This is a genomic window from Paracoccus liaowanqingii, assembly GCF_004683865.2.
In the GTDB taxonomy this organism is placed as follows: Bacteria; Pseudomonadota; Alphaproteobacteria; order Rhodobacterales; family Rhodobacteraceae; genus Paracoccus; species Paracoccus liaowanqingii.
In genome coordinates this window covers 1,759,076-1,775,892 of record NZ_CP038439.1, presented here as the reverse complement: position 1 = coordinate 1,775,892, position 16,817 = coordinate 1,759,076, and the positions used below count along the sequence as shown (strand labels likewise).

The window sequence follows — 16,817 nt, the reverse complement described above, 5'->3', positions numbered from 1 at the left end:
TCCGTCCGGCACCCAAACAGGGATTTCGCGCCGCGGCAAGGGTCCGCGATGCGCCCTGCCCAACGGGGCGGCAAGGCCTTTTCCTGACCGCCGATCACGTCTATACCGTCGCCACCGTTTGACAGGAGCCACAGGCCATGACGCAGGATATCCGCAAGACCGCCGCCACCCCCGCATGGGACAAGGCCGGCTGGCGCGCCTATCCGCGCGTCCAGATGCCCGACTATACCGATGCCGCCGCCCTCGGCGCGGTCGAGGATCAGCTGCGGCGCTATCCGCCGCTGGTCTTCGCGGGCGAGGCGCGGCGCCTGAAGGCGCAGCTGGCCGAGGTCGGCGCCGGGCGCGGCTTCCTGCTGCAGGGCGGCGATTGCGCGGAAAGCTTCAGCGAGTTCAGCGCCGACAACCTGCGCGACACCTTCAAGGTGCTGCTGCAGATGGCCGTGGTGCTGACCTGGGGCGCGCAGATGCCGGTGGTCAAGGTCGGCCGCATGGCGGGCCAGTTCGCCAAGCCGCGCAGCGCGCCCACCGAGGTCGTGGACGGGGTCGAGCTGCCCAGCTATCGCGGCGACATCATCAACGGCTTCGACTTCACCCCGGACTCCCGCATCCCCGATCCGCAGCGGATGCTGGCGGCCTATACGCAGGCGGCGGCGTCGCTGAACCTGCTGCGCGCCTTCTCGACCGGCGGCTTTGCGGACATGCAGCGGGTGCAAAGCTGGATCGCCGATTTCGTGGGCGGCCCCGAGGCCGCGCGCTATCGCGACATCGCGGGCCGCATCAGCGACGCGATGGCCTTCATGCAGGCGGCGGGGGTCAATTCCGACACCGCGCACCAGCTCTCCAAGGTCGATTTCTACACCAGCCACGAGGCGCTGCTGCTGGAATACGAAGAGGCCCTTGCCCGGATCGATTCGACCACCGGCCTGCCGGTGGCGGGCTCGGGCCACATGATCTGGATCGGCGACCGCACGCGCCAGCCCGACGGTGCGCATGTCGAATTCTGCCGGGGCGTGCAGAATCCCATCGGCCTGAAATGCGGCCCCACGACGACCGCCGATGACCTCAAGGTGCTGATGGCGAAGCTGAACCCCCAGAACGAGGCCGGGCGCCTGACCCTGATCGCGCGCTTCGGCGCGGGCAAGGTGGGCGATCACCTGCCGCGTCTGGTGCAGGCGGTCAAGGACGAGGGCGCCAATGTCGTCTGGTCCTGCGACCCGATGCACGGCAACGTCATCAAGTCCTCGACCGGCTACAAGACGCGGGCCTTCGATTCGATCCTGCGCGAGGTGCGGGAATTCTTCGCGGTCCACAAGGCCGAGGGCACCATCCCCGGCGGCGTGCATTTCGAGATGACCGGCAAGGACGTGACCGAATGCACCGGCGGCGTGCGCGCCGTCACCGACGAGGACCTGTCCGACCGCTACCACACCGCCTGCGACCCGCGCCTGAACGCCAGCCAGTCGCTGGAACTGGCCTTCCTGGTCGCCGAGGAACTGCGCGCCCGGCGCGAGGATGCGGCCCCGGCCAAGACCGCCGCCGCCGGCTGATCCCGAAGGGCCCCGCCATCGCGCGGGGCCTTTTCACTTCCAGCGGCGATGGACCCAGAACCATTGGTCCATGTGGCGCCGCACCAGCATCTCCAGATCGTCGTTCAGCGCCTGCATCATCGCACGCGGCTCGTCCAGCGCCACCGGCGCGCCGACCTGCACCCGAAACGACAGACCGTCGGGCTGCCGGATGCCCGCGACCGGCACCACCATCGCATCATAGCGCCGCGCCAGCTCAGCGGGCGTCAGCACCGTGCGGGTGGGCAGGTCGAAGAAGCGCAGCTCGGCCCCCTCGCGGTCGAATTGGTCGAAGCCCAAGGCCAGCCAGCCGCCGCCGCGCAGAAAGCGCAGCATCGCCGCCAGCCCCGACCGGCCGCGCGGGAACAGCGGCTCGGCGATGGCGGTGATGGCGGGGACGTAATGGCGGTTGAACGCTTCGTTGTTCATCGGGCGATAGAGGGCGCCCACCGGCCAGCCCCGCCCGGCCAAGGCCGCCCGCATCGCGTCGTAATTGCCGAAATGCGCGCAGACGAGGATGACGGGACGGTTCTCCTCCAGCGCCGCCTCCAGCGCGGGCAGGCCCGGACCCTCCAGCGGATCGGCGGCACGGATGCGGGCGGTGAACTCCTCGCCCGAATAGATCTCGGCCAGCGACCGCCCGGCATTGTCGGGGACCGCGCGCACCAGCGCCTCGATCTCGGGCGCGCTCAGGTCGGGGCGCGCCAGGCTTAGGTTGTCGCGGATGCGCCGCCGCCAGCCCGCGATGGGCGCGATGACATGCGCGAAGGCCCAGCCCATGGCCGGGATCCGCCGCTCGTAGGGCAAAAGGCGCGCGAGCGACATGAGCGTCAGGAACGCCCCGTTCGCCAGGCGGTCGGTCAGCGGGGGTCGGTCGTCGCGCATGGTTCCTTCCGGGTCGCGCGGGCCTCGCGCGACCAGACATAGAGGCCCGCGCCCACGATAACCGCAGCCCCGGCAATGGTCCACCGATCGGGCAGCTGCCCGAAGAACAGCCAGCCCCAGATCCCCGCCCAGATCAGCCCGGTATAGCCGAAGGGCGCCAGCACGCCCGCCTCGGCGGCGCTGAAGGCACGGACCAGCAGGTACTGGCTGGCGGTCCCGAAGATGGCCAGCAAGGCAAAGGCCCACAGGTCGCCCATCGCGATCGGCTGCCAGAAGAACGGCACGACAAGGCTGGTCGCGATGCTGCCCACGACCGCCGACCACATGACCGAGGTCGCCACCGAATCGGCCCGCACGATCCGCGTGAGCAGCGCCCCCGCCGCATAGGTGAAGGCCCCGGCCAGCGGCAGGAGGGCCGCGGGCTGAAACACCCCCAGGCCGGGACGGATGATCAGCATGGCGCCCACCAGCGCCACGCCGATCCCCGCCAGACGGCGCGGCCCGATCCGCTCGCCCAGGAAAAGCGCCGCGCCAAGCGTGATCAGGACCGGGTTCAGGTCCATGATCGCCGTCGCCTCGGCCAGCCCGATATATTGCAGCGAGGTGAAGAACAGCACCACCGATCCCAGCTGCATCAGCGCCCGGGCGAATTGCGTCCCCGGCTGTCGGGTGCGCAGCAAGGGCAGCATGGCCCCGCGAAAGATCAGCGCGAAGATCAGCAGGTTGCCCACGAAGCGCGCCCAGACCACTTGGGCGGGGTGATAGAGCTGCGTCAGGTGCTTGGCCGTCGCGTCCATCAGCGTGAAGCCCAGAATCGCGGCCAGCAGCAGGGCGATGCCGCGCGCCTGATCCGATCCCGGCTGCCGCAACCCGTCCCGCTCGCGCCCCATTAGCGCGAATCCCCGCGCAAGCACCCGCATCAGAGCGCCGGACCGTGGATATTCGAGTGAAGAAGAACGGGTATCTTCTTCATGAAAATATCCCCGCCGGAGGCATCCCCACGTCTCACAGAAGCGCCGCCGCGCGGTCGGCGACCGCCGCCGCCGTGATGCCGAACGCCTCGTAGAGCTCGGGCGCGGGGCCCGAGGCGCCAAAGCCCTCCATCCCGATGAAGGCCGCGCGGTCCTCGGATCCCCGCTCGCCCAAGAGCAGCCAGTCCCAAGGTTGGCGGATGGCGGCCTCGATGGCGATGCGGACCGGGCCGCGCGGCAGGACGGCCGCGCGATAGTCCTGCGGCTGGTCGCGGAACAGCTCCATCGACGGGACCGAGACGACGCGGGTGGCGATGCCCTGCGCCTCCAGCGCCTCGCGGGCGGCGACGGCGATCTCGACCTCGGACCCGGTGGCCATCAGGATGACCCGGGGGGCGTCGCCCGAGGCCTCACGCAGGACATAGGCGCCCCGGGCCGACAGGTTCTCGCCCGCCTCCTGGCGCAGCAGGGGCAGGTTCTGGCGCGACAGGGCCAGGACCGAGGGGGTGGCGTCCTGCGACAGGGCGATCTGCCAGGCCTCGGCGGTCTCGATCTGGTCGCAGGGGCGCAGCACCAGCGTGTTGGGGGTGGCGCGGCAGAGGGCCAGATGCTCGACCGGCTGGTGGGTGGGTCCGTCCTCGCCCAGGCCGATGCTGTCATGGGTCATCACATAGACCACCGGCAGGCCCATCAGCGCCGACAGGCGCATCGCGCCGCGCGCGTAATCGGTGAAGGTCAGGAAGGTGCCACCATAGGGCCGAAAGCCCCCATGCAGCCAGATGCCGTTCATGGCCGCCGCCATGCCGTGTTCGCGGATGCCGTAGTGCAGATAGCGGCCCGCGCGGTTTTCGGGGCTGAAGACCCCCTGTCCGCCCGTCCGGGTGTTGTTCGAGCCGGTGAGGTCGGCCGAGCCGCCGAAATTCTCGGGCATCTCGGCATTCAGCACCTCCAGCACGTTCTCGCTGGCCTTGCGGGTCGCCATCTTCGGGGCACTCTCCAGCGTCTGCGCCTTGAAGGCGTCGATCAGGGCATCGAGGCGCGGATGCGGGTCGGATCCGATGCGGCGGGCGAATTCGCGGCGGTCGGCGTCGGACAGGTCGTCCACGCGGTCGTTCCAGGCGGCGCGGGCCGGGGCGCCGCGCCGGCCGATCGCGCGCCAGGCGGCAAGGACCTCGTCGGGAAGGACGAAGGGCGCGTGGCTCCAGCCGAAGGCGGCGCGGGCGGCGGCGATCTCGTCGGCCCCCAGGGGCGAGCCGTGGGCCTTGCTGCTGTCGGCCTTGCCGGGCGCGCCGAAGCCGATGATCGTCTTGCAGTCGACCAGCACGGGACGGCCCTCGTTGCGGGCGGCCTCGGTCAGGGCGCGGTCGATGTCGGCGGCGTCATGGCCGTCGCAGGACAGCACCCGCCAGCCGGCGGCGGCGAAGCGCGCGCGCTGGTCGGTGCGGTCGGACAGGCTGACGCGGCCGTCGATGGTGATGTCGTTGTTGTCCCACAGCACGATCAGACGGCCCAGCTGCTGGTGGCCGGCCAAGGCGATGGCCTCGTGGCTCAGCCCCTCCATCAGGCAGCCGTCGCCCGCGATGACCCAGGTGCGGTGATCGCACAGATCGGCGCCAAATTCGGCGCGCATCGCCTCCTCGGCGATGGCCATGCCGACGGCGGTGGCCAGGCCCTGGCCAAGTGGGCCGGTGGTCGTCTCGACCCCCTCGACATGGCCGTATTCGGGATGGCCCGCCGTGATCGCGCCCAGCTGGCGGAAGTTGCGGATCTGGTCCAGCGTCATCTGCTCGTAGCCGGTCAGATGCAGCAGCGCATAGATCAGCATCGAGCCGTGCCCCGCCGACAGCACGAAGCGGTCGCGGTCGAACCAGTTGGGCGCCGCGGCATCGAATGTCAAATGCCTGCCGAACAGCACCGTGGCCACGTCGGCCATGCCCATCGGCATGCCGGGATGGCCCGATTGCGCGGCCTCGACGGCGTCCATGGACAGCACGCGGATGGCGCTGGCCAAGGACCAGTGATCGGGATCGGCGAGGCGGCGGGCGGCGATATCCATGGGCAGGTGTTCCTTGCAGACGACGGGATGGCCCCGAAAGGGGCAGGGCTGCGCGGAGGGACATCCGCGCGGCCCTAGGGATCGGGCAGGGTCAGGCGTCGGCCTTGGCGACCGGGACCAGGGGGCGGATGCGCAGGCGCGTGATGCGGTTCTCGCGCCGGGTCACGACCTCGAAACGGTAGCCGTGGAAGCTGAACACCTGGCCCTGGTCGGGGATCGACTGCGCCATGTAGATGACGAGGCCCGCGACGGTGTTGGCCTCCTCGTCGGGCAGGGTCCAGTCCAGCTGGCGGTTCAGGTCGCGGATGGTCATGCCGCCCTCGACCAGATAGTCGCCGGTGGCGTTCGGCTTGAGGGTCTGGTCCTCTTCGGTGTCGTGTTCGTCGGCGATCTCGCCCACGATCTCCTCGATGATGTCCTCCAGCGTGATCAGGCCGCGCAGGCTGCCGTATTCGTCGACGACCAGCGCGAAATGCGTCCGGCGTTTCAGGAACTCGCGCATCTGTTCGTCCAAGGCGCTGGTCTCGGGGACGAAATAGGGCGGCATGACGACATCCATGATGTCGAACTTGCGCGCCACCTGCGCATCGCCCGCATCGCGCACGGCGCGGTTGACGGCGCGCAGCAGGTCCTTGGCATGGACCACGCCCACGATGTTCTCGCGCTCCTCGCGATAGACGGGCAGGCGGGTGTGGGGGCTGGCCAGCACGGTCTCCAGGATCGTCTCGGGCGGCAGCGAGCCGTCGATCATCTGGATCTCGCTGCGGTGGCGCATGATCTCCTCGACGGTGCGGTTGCCCAGGTCCAGCGCGCCCAGCAGGCGGTCGCGGTCCTCCTTGTTGACGGCGCCCTGCGCGTGCCCGATGGACAGCGCGCCCTCGATCTCTTCCTCGATCGAGAACATGTGCTTGCCCGGATCGGTCTTCAGACCGGCGACCGACAGGATCAGGTTCACGATGGCGCGGACCACGGTGACCACCGGGGCCAGGATGATGGTCAGGATGCGGATCGGGCGGGCCACAAGGCTCGCGACCTTCTCGGGCGACGAGATGGCATAGGTCTTGGGCATGACCTCGGAGAAGATCAGCACCAGCACGGTCATCACCAGCGTGGCGATGGCCACGCCGCTGGCGCCCAGCAGCCGCGTGAACAGCGCGGTCGCCAGACTGGCGGCCAGGATGTTGACGACGTTGTTGCCCAGAAGGATGGCACCGATCAGCTTCTCGCTGTCGGCGGTGACCTTGATGGCGGCCTCGGCGCCGCTGTCGCCGCGATCGGCGCGGGCGCGCAGCTTGGCCTTGCTGGCCGCCGTCAGCGCGGTTTCAGAGCCGGAGAAAAAGCCCGACAGGATCAGGCAGATCAGGATGGCCCCGATGGTCATGAGGGCCGCGAAATCTAAGGCAGAGGATGGATCGTCCATGGGTCCTTGGTCAGGTTGCAGGTTTGGGGGCAGGGTCGGTCGAGGTCTGAACGTCGGCCAGCGGGTGATGGTTCAGGACCAGATCGCGCATGCGGTTGTCCAGAACATGGGTGTAGATCTCGGTCGAGCCCAGATCGGCATGGCCCAGCAGCATCTGGATCGAGCGCAGGTCGGCGCCGCCTTCCAGAAGATGCGTGGCAAAGGCGTGGCGGATGACATGCGGCGTGACGCGGGTCGGGTCGATCCCCGCCGCCACCGCCATCTGTCCCAGGAGGCGCGAGAAGCTCTGGCGCGGCAGGTGGCCGGCGGCGCCCGGCGCGGGGAACAGCCAGCGCGCGCCGCGTCCGGCCAGCAGCCGATAGAGCGCGCTGCCCTGCGGGGCGTTGTCGCGGATGGCCAGCCAGTCGCGCATCGCGGCGCGGGCTGCGGGGCCCAGGGGGACCATGCGCTCCTTGCCGCCCTTGCCGCGGATCACCAGCACCGCCGGATCGCCCCGGCAGCCCGCCACGGGCAGGCTGACCAGCTCGCTGACCCGCATGCCGGTGGCGTAGAGCAGTTCCATCATGCACAGGTTGCGCGCCCGGTCGACGGGGCTGCGCCCCAGCCCGGACGAGGCGCCCAGCAGCGCCTCGATCTGGTCGCGGTCCAGCGTGCGGGGCACGCGCTTGGCCCGTCCGGGACCGCTGAGGCGGATCGCCGGGTCGTCCTCGCGCCAGCCCTCGTCCAGCGCGAAGCGGGTGAACTGGCGGATGGCCGACAGGCGGCGCGCGCGGGTGGCGCGCGACAGGCCCTGCGCGTCGCAGAAGGACAAATAATCTTCGATCTGGTCGCGGGTCAGCCCGGCCAGCGACAGCCCGCGCCGCCCCAGCCAGTCCGACAGGTCGCGCAGGTCGCGCCCATAGGCCAGCAGCGTGTTGCGCGCCGCCCCCGCCTCGGCCGCCTGCGCGTCGAGGAAGGCCGAGATGGCGGTGTGATCGCCGCTCATGGGGTGGCCGCCATCTGCGGCAGCAGCGCGATCTGGGTCTGCGCGCGGTCGGCATCCTCGGCCAGGCCCAGGGCGCGCAGCATGGCGATGCCGCGCGCGGCGCGGGCCAGATCGCCCTCTAGCCCGGCATCGATATCGGTCATCGCGCCCAGCAGCGCCTCGCCCCGCTGCGCGGCGGGGGGCGGGGGCACGGGGGCGGCCAGCTCAGGCGCGGGTTCGGGCACGGCGGTGCCGGGCAGCCCGGCGAAGGCGCGCAGCAGGCCCGCAATCTCGGCGGCGCGGGGATCGGGGATGTCGCGGGCGGGATCGGCGGGCAGGTCGGCGGCGATCATCCCGGCCAGCAGATCGGCCATGCCCACGGCGCGGAACTCGTCGAAGGCCCGGGGCAGGGCCTGGGTCAGATCGCCCCCGGCCAGAGCCGCCTCCAGCGTGCGCATGACGCCGGCGCGTTCCCAGACCCCGCCCGAGGCGGCGGGGCGCTGTTCGCCATAGATCTGGCGCAGGCTGGCGGGCGGCAGGGCGCCCGACCGGGCCAGGCGTTCGGCCGCGTCCAGCCGGGCCTTGAAGCCGCTGTTCAGGCGCAGGTCGGACTGCGCGAAAGCCACCGGCAAAGGCAGGGTCGGCAGGGGCTGGCCCACGGCCTCGTGGATGCGGAATTCCAGCGGCGTCATGCGCTCGGCCGGTTCCAGCAGGTCCGGGCTGTCGACGAAGGCGTCGTCCAGGAAATGCGTCAGCAGGATCGCCTGGCGTTCGTCGATGAGGCCAAGCGCCTCGGCGCCGTGCAGGCTGACGGCGGCGGCGGCCCAGTCCCCGGTCTGCGCCAGGCAGAATATGCGGGCGGCAAAGCTGGGCGCGATGCCGGGCGTGCCGTTCATGATGGCGCAGGCGCGGCCCTCGTCGCCCTCCAGCAGGGCGATGTCGAACATGCGGCGAAAGATCTCGGGCTGGCCGGGACCGGCGGCGACCAGCAGGGCCTGCGCCTCGTCCAGCGCGCCCATGTCCAGCAGCCGGTCGGCGCGGGCCAAAAACAGCCGACCCCGCGCCGCCCCCTCCGCGCTGTCGCCCGAGGGCGGGGCCAGCTGCGCGGTCAGCACGCGGCGCAGCAGCGCCTGCATCGACGGCAGCCGGGCGGGCGTGGCCAGGACCATCTCGGCGAGGCGCTGCGGATCGCTGCCCGCCCACAGATCGACGGGCAGGCCGGCGCGGCGCGGGCTTTGCGTGCCGGTCTGGTCGGGATCGCCCTGATCCAGCCGCGTGACCTGCACCGTCCCCACCGCACCGCTGGTCGCCACCGCCTCGGGCCGGGCGCCGGGCCGGTCGGGCGGGGGCGCATCGCCCGGCCGCCAGGCCGAGCTTTCCCGCACTGGCCCGCGCACGCTGCCCGACAGCCAGTCGCTGGCCGACAGCGGCTGGCTTTGCGCCGCGGCCGCCAGGGGCAGGGCCGACAGCGCCAGTGCCAGCAGGGCGGCGCGTGTCCGATGGGTGGGGCGATCAGTCACCGGCGGGCCCGGCGGGGTCGGGGGTCGGTGCGTCCAGCGTCAGCGGATGGCGGACCTCTTGCTGGACGGGGGCCATGTCGCCGAAATAGGCATAGCCCGCCAGGCCGATCAGCCCGGCCAGAATCAGCACCACCAGCAGTTTCAACATCCGCATTCCGTTCGCCCTCGCTCGACCGTGTTTCGTTGGCTCCCGACCGCTTCCGGGTCGGTTCGCGGCGAATATAGATGGCAATTTCCGAAAGATCACGTCATTCAGTCACCCGATTGAGGGGGCAGGCATGTCGAAGCGGCTGACGCGCCATATCGTGCTGATCGGAATGATGGGCGCCGGCAAGACGGCGATCGGGTCGGAACTGGCCCGCAGGCTGCGCGTGCCCTTCACCGATTCCGACGCCGAGATCGAGGCCGCCGCCGCCATGTCGATCAGCGAGATCTTTGCCCGCGACGGCGAGGCGTTCTTCCGCGCCCGCGAATCCCAGGTGCTGGCGCGGATCCTGGCCGGGGCGCCGGGGGTGATCTCGACCGGGGGCGGGGCGTGGATGCAGCCGCACAACCGCGCCATGATCGCGGCGCGCGGGCTGTCGGTCTGGCTGAACTGCCCGCCCGAGCTGCTGTGGCACCGCGTGCGCCAGCGGCCCACGCGCCCCCTTTTGCAGACCGCCGACCCCAAGGGCACGCTGCTGCGCCTGCTGGACGAGCGCGCGCCCGTCTATGCGCAGGCCGGGCTGGAATTCCTGTCCCAGGCCGGCGACAGCATCGAGGCCTCGGCCACCCGCCTGATCGCCGCGCTGGCCGGCGCCGATCCGACCCTGATCCAGGAGATCCCATGACCGATCCCGTCACCGTCCACGTTCCCCTGGGCGCGCGCGCCTATGATGTCCGCATCGGCGCGGGGCTGCTGGCGGGGGCGGGCGCCCAGATCGCGCCCCTGCTGGCCCGGCCGCGCGTGGCCATCGTCACCGACGCGACCGTGGCGGGGCTGCATCTGGCCCCCCTGCAGGAGGCCCTGCGCGCGGCGGGCATCGCCAGCGAGGCGCTGGTCCTGCCCGCGGGCGAGGGCACAAAAAGCTGGCCGCATCTGATCGCCTGCGTCGAATGGCTGCTGGACCAGCAGGTCGAGCGGCGCGACGTGGTGCTGGCCCTCGGCGGCGGCGTGATCGGCGATCTGGTGGGCTTTGCCGCCGCGATCCTGCGGCGCGGCGTGCGCTTCGTGCAGCTGCCCACCACGCTTCTGGCGCAGGTCGACAGCAGCGTCGGCGGCAAGACCGGCATCAACAGCCCGCGCGGCAAGAACCTGGTCGGCGCCTTCCACCAGCCGTCGCTGGTGCTGGCCGACATCGACGTGCTGGACACGCTGAGCCCGCGCGACTTCCTGTCGGGCTATGGCGAGGTGGCGAAATACGGCCTGCTGGCCGACGCCGCCTTCTTTGCCTGGCTCGAGGAGAACGGCCCCCGCCTGCGCGAGGATCCCGCCCTGCGTCAGCAGGCCGTGGCCCATGCGGTCGCGATGAAGGCGGGCATCGTCACCCGCGACGAGACCGAGCAGGGCGAACGCGCGCTGCTGAACCTGGGCCATACCTTCGGCCATGCTCTGGAATCCGCGACCGGCTATTCCGACCGGCTGCTGCATGGCGAGGGGGTGGCGGTCGGCTGCGCGCTGGCTTTCGACCTGTCGGCGCGGATGGGCCTGTGCGCGCAGGAAGAGCCGAGCCGCGTGCTGGCGCATCTGGCGGCGATGGGCCTGCCCGCGCGCCTGTCGGACATCCCGGGCGATCTGCCGGACGATGCGGCGCTGATCGGGCTGATGGGTCAGGACAAGAAGGTCGTCGATGGGCAGCTGCGCTTCGTGCTGGCCCGCGGCATCGGCGCGGCCTTCGTCAGCGATGCGGTGCAGGCGGACATGCTGCATTCCGTGCTGCGCGACGCCCGCCTGGCCTGAGCAGGGCCGAAGAGCCCGGATCGGCCCCCATCGAGGGGCCCGCCCGGGCTGGCTGTCGCCGTCTTCCGCCCACAGGCCGGTTCTCGGCAAGCCGCTTCTCCTCAGGCGGCGCGGCGCGTGTCCAGCATGGCGGCGACTATCTCGTCCGCGACCTGGGCCGGCGCGCGGCCCGTCTCGGTGGCGCGGGCCAGCATCTGCCCCACGCGCCCGGCAATGGCGGTCAGGCGTTCCAGCCGCCAGGCATCGGGCTTGCCGTGGATCTCGCTGGCCACGCTGATGATGCCGCCGGCATTGACCACGTAGTCGGGCAGATAGGTGATCTCGCGCGCGGCCAGCAGGCCCGCGACCCCGTCATGCGCCAGCTGGTTGTTCGCCGCGCCGCAGACCAAGCTGGCCGACAGCGCCTGCGCGGTCTCGTCGGTCAGCACGCCACCCAGGGCGCAGGGGGCCAGGATCTCGACCTGCTGGTCGAAGACGGCATCGGGCGCGCAGACCGCCGCGCCCAGCCTGTGGGCCGCGTCCTGCACGGCCGCCGGGTTGATGTCGGTGACGGTCAGGCGCGCGCCCGCCTTGGCCAGCTTCTCGGCCAAGGACAGGCCCACATGGCCCAGGCCCTGCACCAGCACGCGCCGCCCGGTCAGGTCAGTGGTGCCGAAGACATGGCCCGCGCCGGTCTGCAGGCAGCGGAACACCCCCTCGGCGGTCCAGGGCGAGGGATCGCCCGAGGCTCCCGACAGGCCCACCGCAAAGCGCGTCGCCTCGGCAGCATGGGCCATGTCCTCGGGCGAGATGCCCACGTCCTCGGCGGTCCAGTAGCGGCCCTCCAGCGCCTCGACGGCCGCGCCGAAGGCGCGCATCATCCGGGGCGTCTTGTCGGTGGCGGCGTCGCCGAAGATGACGGCCTTGCCGCCGCCCAAGCCCAGATCGGCCATCGCGTTCTTGTGGGTCATGCCGCGCGCCAGCCGCGTCACGTCGCGGATCGCGGCATCGTCATCCGCATAGCGCCACATCCGGCAGCCGCCCGCCGCCGGGCCGAGTGCGGTCGAATGCAGGCAGATCAGCGCGCGCAGGCCGGCTTCGGGGGCCTCGGCCAGAACGAGGCGCTCGAAGCCCTCGGGGGCGGTCAGGTCGGTCAATGTCAGGGCCATCGGGGCAGCTTTCATGGGGGGGTCGCGATGCGGGGGATCGTCGCAGAACTGTCGTCAATGTGGGCCGAACCGGTGCGTTTGCAAGGACAGGATCATTCGCAAAGCCGCGGGCCCGCGCGCGCAACTTGCGCCAAGCCACAGGCAGAGCGCGCGACAGATCGCACCGGGGCCCATGCGAAAGGGGCGGCCCTGCAGCCGCCCCCGTCCTCGGGTGATTCGGTCAGAGGATCCTCAGAACGGGATCTCGTCGTCGTAATCCGCCCGGCCGCCGCCACCGCCGCCGCCCGAAGGCGCGCCGCCGCCGCTGCGCCCGGACGGCGCACCTTGGTTGTAATCGTCATAACCGCCGCCCGACGCGCCGCCGCCCGAGCCGCCCTGGCCCCCGCCGCCCGCTCCGCCGCGCCCGTCCAGCAGGGTCAGCTCGCCGCGATAGGGACGCAGCACGACCTCGGTCGAATAGCGGTCGGCGCCCGACTGGTCCTGCCATTTGCGGGTTTCCAGCTGCCCCTCGACATAGACCTTGCTGCCCTTGCGCAGGTACTGCTCGGCGATGCGGGCCAGCGGCTCCGAGAAGATGGCGACGGTGTGCCACTGCGTGCGCTCTTGGCGCTCGCCGCTGTTCTTGTCCTTCCAGGTCTCCGAGGTGGCGATCCGCAGGTTCACCACCTTGCCGCCGTTCTGGAAGCTGCGCACCTCGGGGTCCTGCCCCAGATTGCCGACGATGATGACCTTGTTGACGCTGCCTGCCATGAGCGGATTCCTTGGATGATGTCCATTTGTCCCCGCGTCTAGCCCAGCCCGGACCACCCTCGCAAGGATTCCCCGTTAGGAAACGCGCAGGAACCCGCCCACCGCCCGACCGGCGCCGCGCCGCGCCACGCGCCGACTGGAAACGATGAGGTTTTGATGTATAGTCGCCCTCAAAAGCGGCCCGAAGCCGCGGTCGACACGAACGAGGGCGGACAAGATGCAGCTGGGCCATTTCCTGAAGTCGGCGCTTTGCGCGGGGCTGATCACCACCGTGGCGCTGCCGGTCGAGGCGCAGGGGCTGCGCCTGTCGGGCGACTCGTCGCGGTCGCGGGCCGAACAGTTCGCCCGCCAGACCCGGCTGATGGATTCGCGGCTGTCGACGCAGTACCAGTCCTCCAGCCGGTTGCAGCCGGGCGGGGCAGGGCGCGAGATCGCCCCCGAGATCGCCCCGGCCATCCCCCGCTATACCGGTCGGCGCAGCGAATACATGCCCCATGCCCGCCAGGCGGCGCAGCGCCACGGGATCCCCGAGGATCTGTTCCTGCGCCTCGTGCAGCAGGAATCGGGCTGGAACCCCAATGCCCGCTCGCACAAGGGCGCGATGGGCCTGGCGCAGCTGATGCCCGGGACGGCGGCCAAGCTGGGCGTGAACCCGACCGACCCGGTGCAGAACCTGAACGGCGGCGCGCGCTATCTTCGGATGATGTACAACCAGTTCGGTAACTGGACGCTGGCGCTGGCCGCCTACAATGCGGGCCCCGGCGCCGTGCAGAAATACGGCGGCATCCCGCCCTTCCGCGAGACGCGCAACTACGTGCGCATCGTCGCGGGCGGCTGACCGCCCGCGGCTGCGGGCATTAGCTCCGCAGCCCGGTCCGCTTCAGCAGGCCCTTGCGCCGCGCCTCGTAATAGTAGCCGCGCGTGTACCACATGATCGCCGCGTCGGAATCGCCCTCGGCTACCAGCCAGGCGCCGCGCAGGTACCGCACGCCATAGCGCAGGTTGGTATCGGCATCCAGAAGACCCAGATCCGGGCCGCGATAGCCCATGGTCCGCGCCGTCTGCGGCGCGATCTGCATCAGACCGTAATGGGGGCCGTTGCGCGCACCGGGGCGGTGCTGCGACTCGCGGATCACCACCCGCTGCACCAGCGAGGCGGGCACGCCGTTCTGGCGCGCCCAGTAGTTGATCCGCCGCCGCAGATAGGGTGTCTCGTTCGGGTAGAGCCCCGATCCGGTGACCCGCCCGTCCGGACCCGAGGACCGACCTCCGCCGCCGCCGCAGGCGGCCAGCGCCAGCACGGACAGCAGCACCCCCCTCCGGCCCAGCTTGGGTCCGCACATATCTTGGGGGGTGAGACGCGCCAGCGCCGAGGGGGGCAACGCCCCCCTTGCCGCCCCATCCTCAATCATGGAGGACATCAGGCATGGATGGCGCCGGTCCCGCAGGCCAGCGCCGCCTCGCGCACGGCTTCCGACACGGTCGGATGTGCATGGCAGGTCAGCGCCAGGTCCTCGGCCGAGGCGCCGAACTCCATCGCCACGCAGACCTCGTGGATCAGGTCGCCCGCCGACGGGCCGATGATGTGGCAGCCCAGGATCCGGTCGGTCTCGGCATCCGCGATCAGCTTGACGAAGCCCTCGCCCTGGAACTGGGCCTTGGCGCGGGCATTGCCCATGAAGGGGAACTTGCCGATCTTGATCTTGCGGCCGCCTTCCTTCGCCTGCTCCTCGGTCAGGCCGACGCTGGCGACCTCGGGGGTGGTGTAGATCACCGCCGGGATGACGCCGTAGTTCACATGGCCATGCTTGCCGGCGATGACATCGGCCACGGCCATGCCCTCGTCCTCGGCCTTGTGGGCCAGCATCGTGCCGGGCACCGCGTCGCCAATGGCATAGATGCCCTTGACCGAGGTGGCCCAGTGGCCGTCGACCTTCACCTGGCCGCGATCGGTCATCGCGACGCCAAGCGCCTCGAGGCCCAGCCCCTCGACATGCGGGCGCCGCCCGGTCGAGACCAGGACCACGTCGGCCGTCAGCGTCTGCTGGCTGTCGTCCTTCCTCAGGGCATAGGCGACCTCGGCCCCGCCCTCCTTGACCTGCGCCGAGGTGACGGCGGCGCCCATGATGAATTTCAGGCCCTGCTTGGCCAGGATCTTGTGGAACTGCTTCTGGATCTCGGTATCGAGGCCGGGGGTGATGACGTCGAGATACTCGATCACCGTCACCTCGGCGCCGAGGCGGGAATAAACCGAGCCCAGCTCCAGTCCGATCACGCCCGCGCCGATCACGATCATGGATTTCGGGATCTTCGGCAGGACCAGCGCGCCGGTCGAATCGACTATGGTGCCGCCCTCGTTGTCGACCTCGACGCCCTTCAGGGCGGCGGGCGACGAGCCGGTGGCGATGACGATGGCCTTGGCCTCGTGCTCGGTGCCGCCCACCTTGACGCGGCCGGGGGCGGGGATGCTGGCCCAGCCCTTGATCCAGTCGATCTTGTTCTTCTTGAACAGGAACTCGATGCCTTTGGTGTTGCCCGCGACCGTCTCGGCCTTGTAGCTCTGCATCTTCGTCCAGTCGACCTCGACCGGGCTGGTCATCAGGCCCATCTTCTCGAAGTTCTCCTGCGACTCGTGCAGCAGGTGGCTGGCATGCAGCAGCGCCTTGGAGGGGATGCAGCCCACGTTGAGGCAGGTGCCGCCGAGCGCGTCGCGGCCTTCGACCACGCCCACCTTGAGGCCCAACTGGGCGGCGCGGATGGCGCAGACATAGCCGCCGGGGCCGGCGCCGATCACGATCAGATCATACATGCGAATTCCTTTCGTCGGACCGCGGACCGGGGGCTTCGCGCCCCCGGACCCCCGCGGGATATTTGGTCCAAGGTGACATCAGAAGAGGGCGGCCAGGATCATCACCACCGTCGCGGCAAAGCCCACGGCCCAGATGATCGACCGGCCCGGCACCCAGCCCAGCAGGTAGGCCGGAACATAGAGGAGCCGCGCGCCCAGATAGATCCAGGCGCAGGCGGCCGTGAGGGTCGAGGCGGCCTCGCCGAGCGTCACCACGACCACCGCCAGGGTGAACATGATCAGCCCCTCGAAATGGTTGGCGAAGGCGCGCTGCAACCGGCCGGCGGTTCCGGTCAGCTGGACCGAGACGTTGTCGCGCGGGCCCATGGCGGCCTTGGGGCCGATCTGGCGCTGCGCCATGACCGAGAAGGCCGCGAACTGCGCCGTCTGCAGCAGGCCCGCCAGGGCCAGGACGGTGATCTCGGGCGACATGTCAGGCGGTTTCCAGGAAATGGGGCTCGGCGGAGGTGATGCCGGCCTGGGCGTTGAAGGTGGCGGCGGCGCCGTCCAGATAGTCGCGCGCGGCCTTGGCATTGGCGATCTGGAACAGGGCCCAGGACTGCCCGTCCCCCTCGCGCCAGAGCTGCAGCAGGCTCATGCCATTGCGGCCCCGATCCTCGGCATCGGCATCGAAGGCGCGGCGGAAGACGGCCGGATCGGCATGGGCATAGCGGATGATCAGCTGCATGGGTCAGGCTCCGAAGCTGGTGGCCCGCCGCCGAAGATGCGGGTTGCGGGACTGCGGGGTCGG

The 16,817-nt window shown here is 70.6% G+C and carries 17 protein-coding genes; 4 read left to right on the top strand and 13 right to left on the bottom strand.

The annotated features are described in order from the left end of the window. Positions 1-137: 137 nt before the first annotated feature. Positions 138-1,547, top strand: a complete 1,410-nt coding sequence (locus E4191_RS08605) for a class II 3-deoxy-7-phosphoheptulonate synthase (protein WP_135313050.1) — start codon at positions 138-140, stop codon at positions 1,545-1,547. Between the two features lie 33 nt (positions 1,548-1,580). Here E4191_RS08605 and E4191_RS08600 read toward each other — a convergent pair whose 3' ends face one another. The 7 genes from E4191_RS08600 to E4191_RS23740 form a co-directional block, all read right to left on the bottom strand. Then, complete coding sequence (locus tag E4191_RS08600; RefSeq protein ID WP_135313049.1) at positions 1,581-2,450, bottom strand: lysophospholipid acyltransferase family protein; 870 nt, start codon at positions 2,448-2,450, stop codon at positions 1,581-1,583. After that, complete coding sequence (locus E4191_RS08595; RefSeq protein ID WP_135313048.1) at positions 2,426-3,370, bottom strand: DMT family transporter; 945 nt, start codon at positions 3,368-3,370, stop codon at positions 2,426-2,428. The genes E4191_RS08600 and E4191_RS08595 overlap by 25 nt, the downstream gene beginning before the upstream one ends. 85 nt (positions 3,371-3,455) lie before the next feature. Next, the gene (tkt, locus tag E4191_RS08590; protein WP_135313047.1) at positions 3,456-5,477 is read right to left on the bottom strand and encodes a transketolase; all 2,022 of its coding nucleotides are present in this window, start codon (positions 5,475-5,477) and stop codon (positions 3,456-3,458) included. Positions 5,478-5,568: 91 nt separating this feature from the next. Then, positions 5,569-6,897, bottom strand: a complete 1,329-nt coding sequence (locus E4191_RS08585; RefSeq protein ID WP_135313046.1) for an HlyC/CorC family transporter — start codon at positions 6,895-6,897, stop codon at positions 5,569-5,571. A 10-nt stretch (positions 6,898-6,907) separates the two neighbouring features. Next, the gene (locus E4191_RS08580; RefSeq protein ID WP_135313045.1) at positions 6,908-7,882 is read right to left on the bottom strand and encodes a site-specific tyrosine recombinase XerD; all 975 of its coding nucleotides are present in this window, start codon (positions 7,880-7,882) and stop codon (positions 6,908-6,910) included. After that, positions 7,879-9,381 carry a hypothetical protein gene (locus tag E4191_RS08575; RefSeq protein WP_135313044.1) on the bottom strand — a complete coding sequence of 501 codons (1,503 nt, stop codon included), beginning with the start codon at positions 9,379-9,381 and terminating at the stop codon, positions 7,879-7,881. Before E4191_RS08575 ends, E4191_RS08580 begins: the two co-directional genes overlap by 4 nt. After that, complete coding sequence (locus tag E4191_RS23740; protein ID WP_168217588.1) at positions 9,374-9,529, bottom strand: hypothetical protein; 156 nt, start codon at positions 9,527-9,529, stop codon at positions 9,374-9,376. The genes E4191_RS08575 and E4191_RS23740 overlap by 8 nt, the downstream gene beginning before the upstream one ends. A gap of 115 nt (positions 9,530-9,644) precedes the next feature. Here E4191_RS23740 and E4191_RS08570 point away from each other — a divergent pair, with 115 nt between their 5' ends. Together E4191_RS08570 and aroB are read left to right on the top strand one after the other, a co-directional pair. Further along, positions 9,645-10,211 (top strand): shikimate kinase, encoded by a 567-nt coding sequence (locus tag E4191_RS08570; RefSeq protein ID WP_269436669.1) that lies wholly within the window; start codon positions 9,645-9,647, stop codon positions 10,209-10,211. Continuing rightward, the gene (gene aroB, locus E4191_RS08565; protein ID WP_135313042.1) at positions 10,208-11,320 is read left to right on the top strand and encodes a 3-dehydroquinate synthase; all 1,113 of its coding nucleotides are present in this window, start codon (positions 10,208-10,210) and stop codon (positions 11,318-11,320) included. Before E4191_RS08570 ends, aroB begins: the two co-directional genes overlap by 4 nt. A 101-nt stretch (positions 11,321-11,421) precedes the next feature. Here aroB and E4191_RS08560 read toward each other — a convergent pair whose 3' ends face one another. After that, positions 11,422-12,468 (bottom strand): Leu/Phe/Val dehydrogenase, encoded by a 1,047-nt coding sequence (locus E4191_RS08560; RefSeq protein ID WP_135313041.1) that lies wholly within the window; start codon positions 12,466-12,468, stop codon positions 11,422-11,424. A 231-nt stretch (positions 12,469-12,699) separates the two neighbouring features. After that, positions 12,700-13,218, bottom strand: a complete 519-nt coding sequence (gene ssb, locus E4191_RS08555; protein WP_135313040.1) for a single-stranded DNA-binding protein — start codon at positions 13,216-13,218, stop codon at positions 12,700-12,702. A 217-nt stretch (positions 13,219-13,435) separates the two neighbouring features. On the opposite strand from ssb, the gene E4191_RS08550 reads away from it, so the two are divergent. After that, positions 13,436-14,056: a lytic transglycosylase domain-containing protein gene (locus E4191_RS08550; RefSeq protein ID WP_135313039.1), complete on the top strand. Its 621-nt coding sequence runs from the start codon at positions 13,436-13,438 to the stop codon at positions 14,054-14,056. Between the two features lie 19 nt (positions 14,057-14,075). On the opposite strand, the gene E4191_RS08545 is transcribed toward E4191_RS08550, so the two are convergent. From E4191_RS08545 to E4191_RS08530, 4 genes are all read right to left on the bottom strand, one after another. Next, a complete protein-coding gene (locus E4191_RS08545) occupies positions 14,076-14,561 on the bottom strand; it encodes a lytic transglycosylase domain-containing protein (RefSeq protein ID WP_135313038.1) in 486 nt (161 codons plus the stop codon). Positions 14,562-14,638: 77 nt separating this feature from the next. Then, positions 14,639-16,027, bottom strand: coding sequence for a dihydrolipoyl dehydrogenase (gene lpdA, locus E4191_RS08540; RefSeq protein WP_407947012.1), 1,389 nt, complete (start codon positions 16,025-16,027; stop codon positions 14,639-14,641). A gap of 78 nt (positions 16,028-16,105) precedes the next feature. Continuing rightward, a complete protein-coding gene (locus E4191_RS08535) occupies positions 16,106-16,498 on the bottom strand; it encodes an MAPEG family protein (protein WP_135313036.1) in 393 nt (130 codons plus the stop codon). A 1-nt stretch (position 16,499) separates the two neighbouring features. After that, complete coding sequence (locus tag E4191_RS08530; protein WP_135313035.1) at positions 16,500-16,754, bottom strand: hypothetical protein; 255 nt, start codon at positions 16,752-16,754, stop codon at positions 16,500-16,502. Positions 16,755-16,817: the final 63 nt, after the last annotated feature.

Coding starts and splice junctions, on each gene's coding strand:
- E4191_RS08605 (WP_135313050.1), top strand. CDS start 138: ATGACGCAGGATATCCGCAAGACCGCCGCCACCCCCGCATGGGACAAG.
- E4191_RS08600 (WP_135313049.1), bottom strand. CDS start 2,450: ATGCGCGACGACCGACCCCCGCTGACCGACCGCCTGGCGAACGGGGCG.
- E4191_RS08595 (WP_135313048.1), bottom strand. CDS start 3,370: ATGCGGGTGCTTGCGCGGGGATTCGCGCTAATGGGGCGCGAGCGGGAC.
- tkt (WP_135313047.1), bottom strand. CDS start 5,477: ATGGATATCGCCGCCCGCCGCCTCGCCGATCCCGATCACTGGTCCTTG.
- E4191_RS08585 (WP_135313046.1), bottom strand. CDS start 6,897: ATGGACGATCCATCCTCTGCCTTAGATTTCGCGGCCCTCATGACCATC.
- E4191_RS08580 (WP_135313045.1), bottom strand. CDS start 7,882: ATGAGCGGCGATCACACCGCCATCTCGGCCTTCCTCGACGCGCAGGCG.
- E4191_RS23740 (WP_168217588.1), bottom strand. CDS start 9,529: ATGTTGAAACTGCTGGTGGTGCTGATTCTGGCCGGGCTGATCGGCCTG.
- aroB (WP_135313042.1), top strand. CDS start 10,208: ATGACCGATCCCGTCACCGTCCACGTTCCCCTGGGCGCGCGCGCCTAT.
- E4191_RS08560 (WP_135313041.1), bottom strand. CDS start 12,468: ATGGCCCTGACATTGACCGACCTGACCGCCCCCGAGGGCTTCGAGCGC.
- ssb (WP_135313040.1), bottom strand. CDS start 13,218: ATGGCAGGCAGCGTCAACAAGGTCATCATCGTCGGCAATCTGGGGCAG.
- E4191_RS08550 (WP_135313039.1), top strand. CDS start 13,436: ATGCAGCTGGGCCATTTCCTGAAGTCGGCGCTTTGCGCGGGGCTGATC.
- E4191_RS08545 (WP_135313038.1), bottom strand. CDS start 14,561: ATGTGCGGACCCAAGCTGGGCCGGAGGGGGGTGCTGCTGTCCGTGCTG.
- lpdA (WP_407947012.1), bottom strand. CDS start 16,027: ATGTATGATCTGATCGTGATCGGCGCCGGCCCCGGCGGCTATGTCTGC.
- E4191_RS08535 (WP_135313036.1), bottom strand. CDS start 16,498: ATGTCGCCCGAGATCACCGTCCTGGCCCTGGCGGGCCTGCTGCAGACG.
- E4191_RS08530 (WP_135313035.1), bottom strand. CDS start 16,754: ATGCAGCTGATCATCCGCTATGCCCATGCCGATCCGGCCGTCTTCCGC.